10 protein-coding genes are annotated in these 16080 nt (G+C 72.6%); 3 read left to right on the top strand and 7 right to left on the bottom strand.

Going from position 1 to position 16080, the window contains the following annotated elements:
- The first annotated feature begins 60 nt into the window (after positions 1-60).
- Positions 61-534 carry a carboxymuconolactone decarboxylase family protein gene (locus ACWEN6_RS37865; RefSeq protein WP_354920941.1) on the top strand — a complete coding sequence of 158 codons (474 nt, stop codon included), beginning with the start codon at positions 61-63 and terminating at the stop codon, positions 532-534.
- A gap of 215 nt (positions 535-749) precedes the next feature.
- On the top strand, positions 750-1988 hold the full coding sequence (locus tag ACWEN6_RS37860; RefSeq protein ID WP_452576790.1) for a hypothetical protein: 1239 nt from the start codon (positions 750-752) through the stop codon (positions 1986-1988).
- Here the strand turns inward: ACWEN6_RS37860 and ACWEN6_RS37855 are convergent.
- The 3 genes from ACWEN6_RS37855 to ACWEN6_RS37845 form a co-directional block, all read right to left on the bottom strand.
- Positions 1930-4731 carry an AAA family ATPase gene (locus ACWEN6_RS37855; RefSeq protein WP_452576789.1) on the bottom strand — a complete coding sequence of 934 codons (2802 nt, stop codon included), beginning with the start codon at positions 4729-4731 and terminating at the stop codon, positions 1930-1932. The genes ACWEN6_RS37860 and ACWEN6_RS37855 overlap by 59 nt on opposite strands.
- Positions 4732-4856: 125 nt before the next feature.
- Positions 4857-6719 carry a 2-isopropylmalate synthase gene (locus ACWEN6_RS37850; protein ID WP_452576788.1) on the bottom strand — a complete coding sequence of 621 codons (1863 nt, stop codon included), beginning with the start codon at positions 6717-6719 and terminating at the stop codon, positions 4857-4859.
- 94 nt (positions 6720-6813) lie between these two features.
- Positions 6814-7164 carry a hydroxyisourate hydrolase gene (locus ACWEN6_RS37845; protein ID WP_354920953.1) on the bottom strand — a complete coding sequence of 117 codons (351 nt, stop codon included), beginning with the start codon at positions 7162-7164 and terminating at the stop codon, positions 6814-6816.
- A gap of 1071 nt (positions 7165-8235) precedes the next feature.
- On the opposite strand from ACWEN6_RS37845, the gene ACWEN6_RS37840 reads away from it, so the two are divergent.
- Positions 8236-11316, top strand: coding sequence for an AfsR/SARP family transcriptional regulator (locus ACWEN6_RS37840; protein ID WP_354920956.1), 3081 nt, complete (start codon positions 8236-8238; stop codon positions 11314-11316).
- 18 nt (positions 11317-11334) lie between these two features.
- Here the strand turns inward: ACWEN6_RS37840 and ACWEN6_RS37835 are convergent, their stop codons facing one another.
- From ACWEN6_RS37835 to ACWEN6_RS37820, 4 genes are all read right to left on the bottom strand, one after another.
- The gene (locus ACWEN6_RS37835) at positions 11335-13242 is read right to left on the bottom strand and encodes a helix-turn-helix domain-containing protein (RefSeq protein ID WP_452576787.1); all 1908 of its coding nucleotides are present in this window, start codon (positions 13240-13242) and stop codon (positions 11335-11337) included.
- A gap of 88 nt (positions 13243-13330) precedes the next feature.
- Positions 13331-14116 carry a 3-hydroxybutyrate dehydrogenase gene (locus ACWEN6_RS37830; protein ID WP_452576786.1) on the bottom strand — a complete coding sequence of 262 codons (786 nt, stop codon included), beginning with the start codon at positions 14114-14116 and terminating at the stop codon, positions 13331-13333.
- 59 nt (positions 14117-14175) lie between these two features.
- Positions 14176-15192: a branched-chain amino acid ABC transporter permease gene (locus ACWEN6_RS37825; RefSeq protein WP_354920965.1), complete on the bottom strand. Its 1017-nt coding sequence runs from the start codon at positions 15190-15192 to the stop codon at positions 14176-14178.
- Positions 15189-16052, bottom strand: coding sequence for a branched-chain amino acid ABC transporter permease (locus tag ACWEN6_RS37820; protein ID WP_354846936.1), 864 nt, complete (start codon positions 16050-16052; stop codon positions 15189-15191). Before ACWEN6_RS37820 ends, ACWEN6_RS37825 begins: the two co-directional genes overlap by 4 nt.
- Positions 16053-16080 lie beyond the last annotated feature (28 nt).

Raw genomic sequence — 16080 nt, 5'->3', positions numbered from 1 at the left:
TGGCCCGGCCGTTCCGTCAATGGAGGTGCAAGCCACGAACGGACACGCAAGGAGATCACCATGGAAGCCCGTCTCAACCTCTTCGCCAACCCTGCCGCGGCGAAGTTCGCCAAGCACCTCAACGCGGCGGGCAGGGCGGTGTCGGAGTCGACGCTGCCGGCCGCGACCCAGGAGCTGGTGAAGATCCGCGCCAGCCAGATCAACGGCTGCGGCTTCTGCCTCGACATGCACACCAAGGAGGCCGCGCACGCCGGGGAGACCTCGGTGCGCCTGCACCTGGTCGCCTCATGGCGCGAGGCCACGGTCTTCACCGAGGCCGAGCGGGCCGCCCTGGAACTGGCCGAGCAGGGCACCCGCATCGCCGACGCCGCCGGCGGGGTCACCGACGAGGCGTGGGCGAACGCCGCCAAGCACTACGACGAGGACCAACTCGCCGCCCTGGTGTCCATCATCGCCGTCATCAACGCCTACAACCGCATGAACGTCATGGTCCAGCAGCCCGCGGGCGGCTACCAGGTCGGCCAGTTCGCCTGACCGGCGACCCCGGCCGTCTCTGAGCGGCCTCGTCCACGTCCGGGCACGGCCTCCCCGCCGTGCCCGGACGGGGTCCCCGGACTGACCGCCGGGCAGGGGGCCGGGACGGGGCCGTCGTCATCCTCAGGTTGGGGGATGAGGGCGGGGCGCGGACGGCGAAGGATGGGAGGCGGGCATGGTCCGTGCCCACTCGCACCCATGTCGGGAGGAGCGCGATGATCGGCATCGACATCCCTCTGTGGGCCGCGCGGCTGCGGGCGTGGCGGCGGGGCCGGCTGTGGAGCCGCGAGGACCTGGCCGGGCGGATGGCCGGCGCCGCGGACGACGACACCCGTGACCGCCTTCCCGCCGGGGAGGGCCTCACCGCCATGATCCGCGCGTGGGAGACCGGCGAGGCGCGACCGGCGCCCCGGTACGCCGAGCTGCTGTGCGGGGTGTTCGGCGCGCGGGAGCGGGAGCTGTTCGGCCAGGAGAGCGGGGAGCCCGCCGGCACCACGCTGTGGCACCACCTCACCGGCGTCCCGCTGCTGCCCGGGCGCTTCACCGCCGAGGAGGAGGAACGCACCGGGCGGGCGATCGAGGACCCGCGCCGGGCCGACGAGCCGACGGTGGCCTACCTGTCGGCCGTGGTCGAGGCCTGCGACCGGCCGGACCTGCGGCCCGGCGAGCAGGCGGGCGCGCTGTCGGCGGTGTTCGGCGTGCTCCGGGGGTTCCGCGGCGAGGCGGGGAGCGGCGTGCGCAGGTCGCTGATCACGCTGTCGTCCCGGGACGCCGACGCCGTGAGCCGCATGTGGTACGAGGCCGGCGACCTGCGGCGGGCTCTGTGGTGGTCCGACGTCGCCCGGCGCTCGGCCGCCCAAGCGCAGGACGAGCGGCTGGTGGCCTTCACGCTGGCGGGTCGCGCCGGGCTCACCGGCCCGGAGACCGACCCTGGAGAGGTGGTGGAGATCGCGGTGGCGGCGCGGGAGCGCCCGGCCCGCGAGCACGCCGTCCCCTCGCCGGGCCTCGCGGCGATGGCGCGCCTGCGCGAGGCGCTCGGTCACGCCATGGCCGGGGAGGAGGATCTGTGCCGCCGGCGCCTGGAGGAGTCCGCCGAGCCGCCCGGGGAGGAACCGGAGGAGCGCCCGAGGTTCGGGTGGGACTACTCCCGGACCCTGCACGACCTGCTGGCCGCCGACTGCCTGCTGGACCTCGGCCATACCGGCGACGCGATCGAGATTTTGGAGCGGGAGCTCGCCACGGCCGGGCGCAGCCGCGAGACGGCCTACGACCTGGCCCGCCTGGCCCACGCCTACGCCGACGCCCACGAGGGCGAGCGGTGCGCGCAGGCGGCGCGCCGCGCTCTCGATCTGGCCAGGCAGACCGGCGCGGCGCGCGCCCTGCGGGAGCTGGACCTCACGCTGGCAGCGAGGTCCCGAGCTCCAGTGTCGACGGCAGCTCCGCGCGGCTGGTGATGTCCAGCTTGCGGTAGGTGCGCGTCAGGTGCTGCTCGACGGTGCTCACGGTGACGTAGAGCTTGTCGGCGATCTCGCGGTTGGTGTATCCGGCCGCGGCCAGCACCGCGACCCGCCGCTCGGCGTCGCTGAGAATGGCCGTCACGTCGGCCGTCTCGGCGACCGCGCCCGGCGCCGGGGCGGCGTTCGCGTCGCCCTCGCGGGCGAGCGAGCGGGTCAGCGGGTCGGCGTGGCATTCCTGGGCGACGGCGCGCGCCCGCCCGCCGATCATGCCGGCCCGGCGGTACTCCCCGAGCGCCTGGAAGGCCTCGGTGAGGTCCACCAGCACGCGGGCCAGCTCGTACCGGTCGCCGCCGGACTGCAGCAGGTCACCGGCCTGGCGCAGCAGCATGGGGCGGTGCCGGGGCTCGCTGGTGGCGGCGAGCAGGCGCATGGCGATGCCGTGCACGCGGGGCGCGCTGGTCCCGCACCGCCTGATCTGCTCCTCCACCAGCCGGCGGGCCTGGTCGGGCCGGCCCAGGCGCAGGCACGCCTCGGCGGCCTCGGCCCGCCACGGGATGAGCCAGGGGACGTCCAGGTCCCAGCGGCCCATCAGTTCTCCGCAGCGCTGGAAGTCGCGCAGCGCGAGCTGGGGGTGGTCGGTGGCCATGCTGTACCGGCCGCGGGCGTGCAGGTAGTGCAGGCCCCACCGGGTCTGGAACATGGCCTCGGGCACCGGCTGGTCGAGCAGGTCGTTGACCACGTCGTACTTGCCCATGGCCGTCGAGGCGATGATCAGGCTGGACAGCGGGCCGCCGACGGCGACGCCCCAGCCGCTCAGCGGGATGATGTCCAGGGCCAGCCGCCCGTGGAACTCGGCGCCCAGCATGTCGCCCTGGCGCAGGGCGATCTCGGCGCGGATCGCCGACAGCCTGGCCTGCCTGCTCGGGGCGTGCCGGGAGGAGGCCTCGTCGATGAACAGGTCGCACCAGGGGGCGGCCTTGTCCGGACGGCCGCCGTAGGTGAGCGCGAGCAGGGCGCTCTCGACGGTGTCCATGGACATCTCGTCCAGGCGGGACCCGCGCAGGATGCGCTCGACCACGTTGACGATCTCGTCGCGCGGCCCGCGGGTGAGCACGGCGGCCAGCGTGATCGACGACTCCAGCCTGCGGTAGGCGGCCACGGACAGGATGGCCGCCCGTGACTGCTCGCCGCTCACCTGGGGCAGGTGGGACAGGAACGGGGTGTAGGAGCAGCGCAGCCACGGGCGGGTGACCACCAGTTCGGTGACGGCGTCGGCGTCGAGCTTCTCCCCCGCCTCCCCCGCCTCGCCCAGGTGCTTGAGCACCTCCTCGGCGTCGGCGAACCTGCCGTGCCACAGCAGGGCCTTGGCCAGCACGACGGCGTCGCTGCCGCGCAGCTGGCCGCGGTGCAGGGCGTCGGTCAGCTCGGAAAAGTGCCCGGTGGGCGTGCTGGGGTTGATCCGCCACTCGGCGCGCATCAGGGCGGTGGTGATCCTGACCCGCTGCTGGTCGTCGGTGCAGATGCGGCACGCGAGCCGCAGGTAGGCGACGGCGGGCTCGACGCGGCCCTCGCGCAGGGCGTGGCGCGCGGCGTCCTCCAGGACGTCGACGGCCCACGGTTCCTCCACGCGTCCGGCGTTGAGGATGTGGTCGGCGATGGTGGAGGTGGCGCCGCCGTCGTCGTAGGCCAGCACCGCGGCGCGGTGGTGCAGCTCGGCCCGCTGCTCCGGCTCCAGCTCTGCCAGGACGGCGGTCCGCGCCGACTCGTGCCGGAAGCGGCCCATGGACAGCAGGCCGGCGACCGACAGGGAGTGCAGCTCGCGGTTGACGTACTCCTGCCCGGTGCCGAGGAGCCGGTCCAGCGAGTCGGACTGGTTCAGAACGGCCAGGCCCGAGGCCACCTGGAGCATCTTGACGTCGGCACGGTGCAGGCAGGAGACGACCGCCTGCCCGTACCCCTCTCCGGGCACCAGCTCGGCGGGCGGCCGCCCGCTGCTTCTGGCCGCGGTCTGGTAGTCCTCGACCAGACCGGAGACCAGCAGGGCGTTGCCGCCGCTGAGCCCGTACCACTCCACGGCGAACCGCTCGGCGGCGTCCTTTCCGACCTGTTCGGCGACGACGCTCATGGTCCCGGCCTGAGTGAGCGGGGCGAGCTGGATGCGCCGGCAGTGCGGCTGGCGCAGAAGCTCGGTGGGGAAGGAGGTCTCCGCGTACCGGCCGTGGGTGGAGTGGCTGAAGACCGCGACGATGGAGGCGAAGCGCACCCGGCGCGAGAGGTAGGCCAGGCACAGCAGCGAGGCCCGGTCGGCGTGGTGCACGTCGTCCACGACGATCATGAGGGGGTAGCGCTCGGACAGTTCGAGCAGCACGGTGCACAGGGCATGGACGATCTGGGCGTCCACCTGGTTGAGCGGTTCGCCGCCGGGGGCCGACAGCATGACGGTGCGCGCCCCCTCCGCGAGAAGGGCCATGGCGCGGTCGCGCTCCTCCATGACCAGCGGGGCATCGTGAATGAGCTGCCCGAGCACGCCGAGGGGCAGATCCCTCTCCGCCAGCGAGCCGGTCGCGGTGATCGGCAGCGCGCCCAGCTCGGCGGCCTGCTCGGCGAAGGAGTGCAGCAGGTCGCTCTTACCGGTCGCGACGGTGCCGCTGACCAGCGCCACCCGTCCCTTGCCCATGATGGCGCTGGCGAGCAGACCTTCCAGAGAGGTCAACGCTTCCTGGCGTTCGATCAGGCTCATGACGAGCCTCCCTTTTTGACGTCTTCACATGTCGCCGCGTGGCGCCTTCCATTTGTCCGTACTTGTCCGTATTTGTTGTTACTTGCCACGCTAGGTCGGCGCGCCTTTCAGCTGTTATCGAGCGGCTATCCGGGGTGATGCCGGCGCCGGACGGGACGGACGGGAGCGGGGACGGCGGCAGGGACGGCGGCAGGGACGACGGGAGCGGCGGCGGCCGCGAGCGCCCGCACGCGCGCCGCCGGAGCCTCGCGCACGACGGGGGCCCCGGGAACGGCGGTGATGGCGTCCAGGCGGGCCCGGGTCATCGCCGAGCGGACGGCCGACAGGGCGGCCGCGCCGGCGTCGGGGGCCACGCCGGCGCCCCACGTCGACCTGCCCCCGGCCCTGCACTGGGCGTAGACCACCACCTCGGCGCTCGCCTCGCGACCTCCCCGCGCCCCCTCACGGGCGGTGTGGTGGACGGCCCGCACCTCGACGCCCCAGCCGGCCAGGGCCTCCTTCAGGCCGTTCAGGCGGGCCGTCCACGCGTCGCCGGGGTCGAAGCCGCCGGCGTCGATGTGCAGCTCGGCGCTCACCGGGTCACCGGCGAAGACCAGCGGGACGGGCAGCGCCGGGTACTCCAGGTACTCGCGGTCGAACAGGTCCTTGACCCGCTCGGGGGTGACCTCGCCGCCCTCGGCGTCGGCGTGCGCCTGCACGACGCGGGCGAAGTCGGCCTGGAGCGGGCGCGGCAGGTCCATCCCGTGCCAGGCGCCCATGATGTAGGCCACGCCGCCCTTGCCCGACTGGCTGTTGATCCGCACGACCGCCTCGTAGGTGCGGCCGACGTCCAGCGGGTCGATCGGCAGGTAGGGCATCTCCCACGGCAGCTCCCGCGGGTCGGCGCCGGTCTCGGCGGCGGCGCGCTCCAGGGCGTCGAAGCCCTTGTTGATGGCGTCCTGGTGGGAGCCGGAGAAGGAGGTGTAGACCAGGTCGCCGCCGTAGGGGTGACGAGGGTGGACGAGCAGTCCGTTGCACTCCTCCACGGTGTGGCGCACGCCGTCCAGGTCCGCGAAGTCGATGCCCGGGTCCACGCCCTGCGCGAGCATGTTCAGCCCCAGCGTGACCAGGCAGACGTTGCCGGCCCGCTCGCCGTTGCCGAACAGGCAGCCCTCGACGCGCTGCGCCCCGGCCAGCAGGGCCATCTCGGCCGAGGCGACGCCGGTGCCGCGGTCGTTGTGCGGGTGGACCGACAGGCAGACGTGCGCGCGGCGCGACAGGTGCCGGTCGAGCCACTCGATCTGGTCGGCGAAGACGTTCGGCATGGAACGCTCGACGGTCGTGGGGAAGTTCAGGATGATCCCCCGCGCTTCGCAGGGGTCCCACTCGTCCATCACCGCCTCGCACACCTCCAGCGAGAACTCCGGCTCGGTGTCGTTGAACAGCTCCGGCGAGTACTGGAAGCCCAGGTCGCAGCCGCCGAGCAGCCGGTCGGCGTACTTCATCACCAGCCGGGTGCCCTGCACCGCGAGGTCCTTGCACTCGTCGCGGTCCATTCCGAACACCACCCGCCGGAACAGCGGCGAGGTGGCGTTGTACAGGTGGATCGTGGCGGCGCGGGCGCCCTCCAGGCTCTCCACCGTGCGCCTGATCAGCTCGTCGCGCGCCTGCACCAGCACCGATATGCGCACGTCGTCGGGGATGAGGTCGCCGTCGATGAGGGCGCGCACGAAGGTGAAGTCGTCCTGGCTCGCCACCGGGAAGCCGATCTCGATCTCCCGGTAACCCATGCGCACCAGTAGGTCGAACATCGCCATCTTGCGCTCGGGCCCCATCGGGCGGGCCAGCGACTGGTTGCCGTCCCGAAGGTCGGTGGACAGCCAGCGCGGCGCGCGGGTGATGGCGTTGCCGGGCCAGCGGCGGCCGGGCAGGTCCACCTGCGCGGACGGGCGATAACGAGCGGCCGCGCGGGCGCCGGGGCCGGCGGGCGCGGGATCGGCTGTGGTCACTGTCGGGTTCCCTTCTCCCCTTACTCCGCTGTGCGCCGCCGCGCGCCGCCCGGGAGCGAGAAGGCCGGAACGGGCACGGCGGGAATACCGTCGCTCACGCGATCCGGAAATGCGTGGAATACGAATACGGGGACAGCATCACCTGGATCTGGTAGGCGTCCGTCTCGTCCTGCATTCGAAATGTCACGATTATTTCCGGGTACGCCGCGCTGACACCCAGGCCGACGAAGTAGTAGTCGCTGTCGAAGACGATGCGATAAAGGCCGCGCTCGAGCTTCTTGTCGCGCCACTCGCTGATGCGGCCCTCGCTGTCGGTCTCGGCGTCGGCGAGGTCGTGCCACCCGCCGAGGCCGTCGCGCTCCAGGCGTGCGCGTACGCCCGCGGCCGACCGGCCGTAGACGCCGTCCAGCGCCTGCGCGGTAACACTCATGTCCAGCACACCCATCTGCCGTGCCCGCCGCAACGGACAGCCTCCAGCACCATCGCGGTCGCGGGCTGCGGAGCGGCGCTCCTCACCGCGAGCACGCACGTGAGCCTGGGGCGTCTTTCGTCAGGACCACCGTCCCTGGCCCGACGCGCGTACGACGGGACGGACGGACGCCCCTGGGCGCCGGCCGATCCCGGCCTGGGGGCAAGAATGCCCAACGGCACTATCGATCCGCTTTCCATTTTCTATCCGTCGCCGCCTCCGGCGCGCTCCGCGAGAACGTCCGGGCAGCTCAGACCGCTTTTCGCCCGGCCCGGTGGGTGCTCTACCGGGCGATTTGTCCGGCGGTAACAGGAAAACGCACAAATAGGGGGCACGCAAACCCCTGAGCTGCCCCGATGGCCACGGAGAAGCGATCCGATAAGGACAGAATGGTGGCGGTTTCTACGTTGACGGTGTTCCCAGCGAACGGCTGATGGACGACCCGCACCACCGACACGGGAAGAGGCCAGGAAATGAGCGCTCAGAGCAGTGGCCGAGTGGCACGGTTCCTCCTCTCATCCGTCGCCATCGGCGGACGGGACGCCGCCGCGGGGACGCGAGGCCGCTCACACGGAGCGACCGCCCACCGCGCGGCCGCCGGCGGCAACACCCCCTGGGGATGACCGTCCCGCCCCCTCTTGCACGCCAGCGGCATGAATCAGACGTCCACATCCGGACACACCTCCCAGCGGACCTCCGGCACAGCCTTGACACAAATCCCCCACAACGGGACAAACCACCAAACAGATCGCCGCCTGCCCCCCGCGATCCCGTTGCACACGCGAATGAACACCGTCAGTGCGAGAAGTATCCGTCGACTCTCTATAGATCCGAACCTCGTATAGTTGTACGATCCAGACATAAGTGACATTGCCATAAGTAACCAGCTCGCACCCGACAGTAGATGCCGGGCAATGGTCATAAACTAAGAGGCGATGTTCACGACGAGAGCGGATCTCCTGGCGCCACGCGTTTGTCGTATCTCTCGCATCGGAGGGTGATCGAACACTTCCGGATGGGCCGCGAGTCTTATTGCGAGGAGATGCAGTGCAATTCGGGATTCTTGGGGCGCTTGAGGCGGTCGCCGCGGATCGCCGTCTCGACCTTGGCGGCATCCGGCAGCAGATCGTGCTCGCCGTGTTGCTCCTCGACGCCAACCGGGTGGTCACCATCGGCCGACTCATGGAGGCGATCTACGGCGACGAGCCGCCCAACACCTCCCGCGCCCAGGTCCAGATCTGCGTCTCCGCCCTGCGCCGGCTGTTCGCCGCCAACGGAAGTCCCGACATCATCACCACCCAGTCCCTGGGCTACTCCATCCGCGTCGCCGCCGACCAGGTCGACGCCCAGTGCTACGAGAGCCTGGTCCAGCGCGCGCGCCGCGCCCGCGAGGCCCGCAACCTCAACGAGGCCATCCGGCACTACCGCGAGGCCCTGTCGCTGTGGCGCGGGCCGGCTCTGGACGGCATCGAGAGCAGGCTCGTGCAGTCGGCGGCCAGCAGGCTGACCGAAAGCCGCATCACCGCCAACGAGGACTGCATCCAGCTCGAACTCGACCTCGGCCGCCACCACGAACTGGTGGGCGAGCTGAGCGAGCTGACCGAGGAGTACCCCCTGCGCGAGCGGCTGCGCGGCCTGCTGATGACCGCGCTGTACCGCTCGGGCCGCCAAGCCGAGGCGTTGCAGGTCTACCGCAACGCCCGCCGCACGATGATCGAAGAGCTGGGCATCGAGCCCAACGAGCGCCTCCAGCAGCTCGAGCACGCGATCCTCACCTCCGACGAGAGCCTGGCCGCCCCGGCCCCGCCCCCCTCGGAGAGGATCGAGGTGCAGGCGCCGACCGGGACGACGATGCCCAACGTCCCGGGGATGCTGCCGACCGACATCGCCGACTTCACCGGCCGCACCAAGCAGATCGAGGACATCCGCCAGCGCCTGATGCTGGCCTCGGAGGACCGCACGCGCTTCGCGGTCCCGATCATCGTGATCGTCGGCAAGCCCGGCGTCGGCAAGACCACCATCGCCGTGCACGCCTCCCACGCCATCGGAGAGCGCTTCCCGCACGGCACGCTGTTCGCCGACCTGCACGGCGGCGGCTCGCGTCCCACCAGCCCCATGCAGGTGCTCGAGCGCTTCCTGCGCGTGCTCGGCGTCGCCGGCACCGGCATCCCCGACGGCCTGGAGGAGCGGGCCGAGATGTACCGCGCGCTGCTGGCCGACCGCAAGATGCTCATCGTGCTCGACAACGCCGGCAGCGAGAGCCAGGTGCTGCCACTGCTGCCGGGCACCCCTTCCTCCGCGGTGCTCATGACGAGCCGGAGCCGCCTGGCCGGCCTGGCGGGTGCGAGCCACATCGACGTGGAGATCTTCGACTCCGACCAGTCGGTCAACCTGCTCTCCCGCATCGCGGGCATCGAGCGGGTGCAGTCGGAGATCGAGGCCGCCGAGGCGCTGGCCGAGCTGTGCGGCCATCTGCCGCTGGCGCTGCGCATCGCCGGCGCCCGGCTGTCGGCCCGCCCGCACTGGAGCATCGAGCAGCTGGTCAGCCGCCTGGAGGACGAGACCCGCCGGCTGGACGAGCTCAAGCACGGCGAGATGGGCATCCGGGCGAGCATCTCGCTGACCTACGACAGCGTCGGGGAGGACGCGCGCCGGCTGTTCCGGCGGCTGACGATCCTGGACTCCCAGATCTTCTCGGCCTGGGTGAGCGCCGCCCTGCTCGACCGGCCGCTGCCCATCGCGCAGGACCTGCTCGACGACCTGGCCGACGCCCAGCTCATCGAGACCACCGGCGTCGGGTACGGCGTGCACAGCCAGTACCGCCTGCACGACCTGATCCGGGTGTTCGCGCGCGAGCGCCTGGCGGCCGAGGAGACCGCGGCCGACCGCAACGCGGCGCTCGAACGCGTCCTCGGCGGCCTGCTGTTCCTGGCCGAGGCGGCCCACCGCCGCGAGTACGGCGGCGACTACGTGCAGATCCACAGCCACGCCCCGCGCTGGCCGCTGCCCGACAAGCTGGTCGGGCAGCTCGTCGCCTCCCCCCTGCAGTGGTACGAGCGCGAGCGCTCCATGCTGGTGTCGGGCATCCGCCAGGCGGCCCAGGCGGGGCTGGTGGACCTGTGCTGGGACCTGGCGATCAGCTCGGTGACGTTGTTCGAGTCCCGCGTGTACCTCGACGACTGGCGCGAGACCCACCAGATAGCGCTGGCGGCCACCCGGCAGGCCGACGACAGGTGCGGGCAGGCGGCCATGCTGTACTCCCGCGGGTCCCTCTACATCACCGAGCAGCGCTTCGGCGACGCCCGCTGCGACTTCGAGGCGGCGGTCCAGCTGTTCGAGGAGGTCGGCGACGGCCAGGGGACGGCCCTGGTCATCAGGAACATCGGCTTCCTGGACCGGCTGAGCGGCCGCTTCGCCGAGGCCGAGGCGCACTACCGGCGGGCCCTTGAGATCTTCCGCGGCAACGGCGACCAGGTGGCCTCGGCGTACGTGCTGCACAACCTGGCCCAGCTCCGGCTGGAGTTCGACGACCTGCCCGGCGCGCAGCGCCTGCTGACCGAGGCGCTGGAGCTGAGCCGCAGCAGCGGCAGCAGGCGGGTGGAGGCGCAGGTGCTGCACCGCATCGGCCACACCTACCTGCAGGCCGACCAAGCGGCGCTCGCGGTGGACGTGTTCGAGGAGGCCCTGACGGCGGTGCGCAACATCGGCGACCCCACCGGCGAGGCCTACGCCCTGCACGGGCTCGGCATCGCGCGCATGCGGCGCGGGGAGCTGGTGGAGTGCGAGAGCGCCCTGACCCGTGCGCTGATGCTGGCCAGCGCCTCCAGCGAGCACCTGGTCGAGGCGCGGGTGCAGCTCGGGCTGGGCGAGCTGGCCATGACCCGCGACGACGCCACCCAGGCGGTCATCTACCTGGAGCAGGCGCTGTCGCTGTTCCGCCAGATGCACATGCCCCTGCAGGAAGCGCGCACGCTGATCAGGCTGAGCGACGCCCAGCAGGCCGCCGGCGACCTGGAGGCCGCGCAGGACTCGCTGAACCAGGCCCTCACGCTGACCGACAAGATGGACGCCCCCGTGGCCGAGCAGATGCGCGGCCAGCTCGGCCAGCGCCTCGGCGAGGGCCGCTGAAACCGCCGCCCGGGCGGCTCAGCCGGTGGGGTCGCCGGGGCGGGCGGCCAGGGGGCGCAGGCGGTTGAGGCGCAGGGCGAGCTGGATCTCCAGGGCGCGTTCGGGAGACTGCCAGCCGTCGCCGAGCAGCCGGCCCACCCGGTCCAGGCGCTGGGTGACGGTGTTGACGTGGATGTGCAGCCGCTCGGCGGTGCGCGACAGGCTGGACCCGGTGCCGAAGTAGGTCTCCAGGGTCCGCACCAGCGCGGTGCCGCGGCGTAGGTCGTAGGCCAGCACCGGCCCGATGGCGCTGTGGAGGAACCCGCCGACGTCGCGGTCGCGGCCGATCAGCAGGCCGACGAAGCCCAGCTCGTCGCTGCCGGCGCCCTCGCCTTCGCGTCCGAGGGCGAGCAGGGCCTCGGCGCAGCGCCGGGCCTCGCGGTAGGCCTCGGCGACGGCGGCCGGGCCGTGGACCGGGCCCGCCGCGCCGGCGGTGACGGGGGTGCCGAGCGAAGCGCCGAGTTCTCTGGCCACCCGGCGGGCCGCCGCGGCCGGTTCGGTGCCGGGCAGCAGCAGGATGGTCTCCTCTCCCCTGGCGGCCACGAGCCCATGGCGCGAGGAAGCGTCGGAGGCGGCCCAGAAGGCCGTGCGCTGGGCGGAGAGCGGCTCCTCGGCGCGGTGGCGGGCGACGACGAGGATGTGCGGGGCGTCCAGGTCGACGCCCAGCAGCCGCGCCCGGCCGTGCAGGGCGTCGGAGTGGACGGCCCGTCCGGTGAGCAGGTCGTCCAGCAGCTCGCCGCGCACCCGGCCCTCGGCCGCCGCCGCGGTGCGGCGGAACAGCAGGAGCAGGGCGGTGACCAGGGCGGCGCGTTCGAGGATCCGCTGGTCGGCGCCGGAGACCTCGTCGGGGGTGCGCAGGGCGAGCGTGCCGAGGTTCTCGGCCCCGGAGGCGACCGAGGCCACCCACAGCTCGCCGCGCTGGACGGTGCGGCCGAGCCGGCGGGAGGCGGCGGCGGCCGCCGCCACCTCGGCCTCGTCCAGGTCGCCGGCCGACCCCACTTCGGCCAGCCGCCGCCCGTCGGCGTCCACCACCACGATGGCGCCGCCGAGGATGTCGGTGACCACCGCGGCGACGTCCTCCACCCCACCGCCGCGCACGACCAGGCCGGTCATGCGGTCGTGGGCCTGCGCGGCGCGCTCGACCGAGGCGCTGTGCGCCTGCAGGAGCCGGTTGGCGGCGCTCAGCTCGCCGAGCGCCGTGCGGGTCTCCTCCAGCAGGCGGGCGTTGTCCAGGGCGACGGCGGCGTGGGCGGCCAGCGAGGCCAGCAGCGCCACCTCCTCCTGAGCGAAGGGGCGGGCGCTGCGGTTGGCGGCGAACAGCACGCCGATGATCTGCGCGCCGAGCCGCATGGGGACGCCGAGGATGGCGACCAGCGCCTCCTCCTTGACGGCGGCGTCGATGTGGGTGCGGTGGCGGAAGCGCTCGTCGGAGAAGTAGTCGGCGCTGGCATACGGGGTGCCGGTCTGGGCGACCAGGCCGCCGAGACCGGCGCCCATGGGCAGGCGCAGCGCCCGGAAGGCCGCCGAGACCGATCCGTCGGTGACCCGCATGTAGGTGTCGCCGTGGTCGGGGTCGTGCAGGGTCATGTAGGAGATGTCGGCGTGCAGCAGCCGGCGGGCGCGGCGGACGATGGCCTCCAGGACGGCGCCGACGTCGCGCAGCCCCGCCAGGTCGCCCGCCGTCTCGAACAGCGCCGACAGCTCGGCCTCGCGGCGGGCGCGGTGCTCCAGCAGCGCGCGCACGCGCAGCGCGGCCAGTTTGGCCCGGTCCAGCTCGGCCAGCACCTCGGGGGCGGCGCCGGCGGCCCGCGCCTCGACCAGCGGGGCCTCGAACTCCACCGGCGGGGCCTCGCGGGCGAGCAGGTCGAGAAAGACGGTGCAGCTCATGGGGTTCATTGTCCCCTTGATCACGATATTTCCCCCGATGCGTCGGCTCGGGCCGCGGCCACGCCGGCGCGGCCCCGGATGACCCCCCTCAGTGCGCCGTCCACCCGCCGTCGATGGTCAGGGAGGCACCGGTGATCATGGACGCCTGCGGCGAGCACAGGTAGGCGACGGCCTCGGCGACCTCGTCCGGCTCGATCAGCCGCCTGATGGCCGCCGGGGCCAGCATGATCTGCTCGACGACCTCCTCGGGCGGCAGGCCGTGGACGCGCGCCTGGTCGGCGATCTGCTCCTCCACCAGCGGGGTCCGCACGTAGGCCGGGTTCACGCAGTTGGAGGTCACGCCGTGCTCGGCGCCCTCCAGCGCGATCACCTTGGACATCCCCTCCAGGGCGTGCTTGGCGGTGACGTAGGCGACCTTGTACGGCGAGGCGCGCAGCCCGTGCACCGAGGAGATGTTCACCACCCGCCCCCAGCCTCGCTCGTACATACCGGGCAGGACCCGCCTGACCAGCCGGAACGGCGCCTCCACCATGATCTTGAGAATGGCGGCGAAGATCTCCGGCGGGAACTCGGGGATCGGCGCGACGTGCTGGAAGCCCGCGTTGTTGACCAGGATGTCCACCGCGCCACAGTCGAGCGCGTCCACCGCCGCCATGTCGGTCAGGTCGGCGCCCAGCGCCATCCCGCCGATCTCCCCGGCGGTCTCGCGCGCCTCCCGCTCGCGGACGTCCAGGATGAGGACCTCCGCTCCCGCGTCCGCCAGCCGCCGGGCGCAGGCCCGCCCGATGCCGCTGGCCCCGCCGGTCACCAGGGCCCGCCGGCCCGTCAGGTCCACCTCGGCTACCTGCCCGGCGGTCACGCTCGTTGAAACCACAGCGAATGCTCCTAGAAGTACGGGGATGCGGTGAGCGGCCTGCGACCGGGCCGGTGCCGTCAGACCGGCGAGCCGACGCCCTCCGGCCGGGCGGGCGAGCCATCGGGCGCCTCGCCGGACGGTGGCTCGGCGCGCCCGCCGCCCGCGCGGGAGCGAAGCAGGTCGCGGGCCGTGCCCCAGATGCCGCGCCGGAAGACCAGGACGATGATCACGAAGATGGTGCCGGTGACGATGCCGATGCCCTCGAACCCGGAGGTGACCAGGTAGTCGTTCAGCTCGACCACCAGGGCCGCGCCGAGCACCCCGCCCCACAGCGTGCCGATGCCGCCGAGGACGACCATCATCACGACCTGGCCGGAGGTGGTCCAGTACACGCTCTCCAGGGAGGCGAAGCCGTGGCCGATCGCGAACAGCCCGCCGGCCAGCCCGGACAGCGCGGCCGACAGCACGAACGCCAGCAGCCGGTAGCGGTCCACCGGGTAACCGAGCGCCTGCGCCCGCGCGGGGTTGTCCCTGATCGAGGCGAGCACCCGCCCGAACGGCGAGCGCACGATGCGCCACACCACGACGAACCCGGCCAGCACCAGCGGCAGGCCCGCGTAATAGAAGACGAACGAGTCCGACAGGTCCAGGCCGAACAGTTCGCGCGGCACGCCCTGCAGGCCGTTCTCGCCGCCGGTCAGGTCGCGCCACTGGTTGACCACGAAGTACACCATCTGCGCGAACGCCAGGGTGACCATCGCGAAGTAGATGCCGCGCAGGCGCACCGACAGGTAGCCGATGGGCAGGGCCAGCACGGCGGCGAACGCCGCGCCGCCGAGCACGGCCACCGGGAAGGGCAGCCCGGTGCGCAGGGCGATGATGCCGGCGACGTAGGCGGCGCCGCCCCAGAAGGCGGCGTGCCCGAACGACAGCAGCCCGGTGAAGCCGAGCAGCAGGTCCAGCGCCGCCGCGAACAGCGCCCAGCAGGCGATGTCGAGCGCGACCGGCGGATAGACCATCCAGGGCAGCGCCAGGGCCAGCAGCAGCCCGGCGGCGAGCAGGAGGGGCCGGGCGGCGAGCCGGGAAAGGATCACGACGGCGACTCCTCGCGTCCGAACAGGCCGGCCGGGCGCCACAGCAGCACGGCCGCCATCAGGATGAACACCAGCGTCTGCGACAGCGCGGGCACATAGAGGTTGCCCAGCGCCGAGACCAGCCCGATGGCGAACCCCGCCGCCACCGAGCCGAAGATCGAGCCGAGGCCGCCGATGACCACGACCGCGAAGACCGTGATGATCAGGTCGGCGCCCATCAGCGGGTTGACCGCGCGCATCGGCGCGGCGAGCACCCCGGCGAAGCCGGCCAGCCCGATGCCGAACCCGAACACCGGCGTCACCCAGCGGCCCACGTCGATGCCGAGCGCGCGGGTGAGCTCGGGCCGTTCGGTCGACGCCCGCACGATCATGCCGACGCGGGTGCGGGTCAGCACCACCCAGACCGCCGCGCAGACGACCAGGGAGACCGCCAGCACGAACACCTGGTAGGCCGGGTAGGTGAACAGCCCGAGGTCCACGGTGCCCGACAGCAGCGCGGGGCGCGGGTAGGGCTGCGACTGCACGCCGTACTCCCGCTTGACCAGGTCCTGCAGGACGAGCGCGAGGCCGAAGGTGAACAGGAAGTTGTACAGCGGGTCCAGCGGGGCGAGCCTGCGGATGAACAGCCGCTCCAGCAGCGTGCCGGCGAGCCCGAGCACGACCGGGACCGCCACCAGCGCGACCCAGAAGTTCACGCCGAAGGAGTCCAGCAGCACGTACGACCCGAACGCGCCGAGCATGTAGAAGGCACCGTGGGCGAAGTTGACGACGCCCAGCATGCCGAAGATGACGGCCAGGCCCAGGGCGAGCAGGGCGTAGAAGGCGCCACCCACCAGGCCGTTGAACGCCTGTTGGAGCACGGTGACCTCCAGGGGGACGGGAAGGACG

This window comes from Sphaerisporangium sp. NPDC004334, assembly GCF_053602655.1.
The sequence above is the reverse complement of the archived record's forward strand: the minus strand, read 5'-3'. Positions and strand labels throughout refer to the sequence as shown.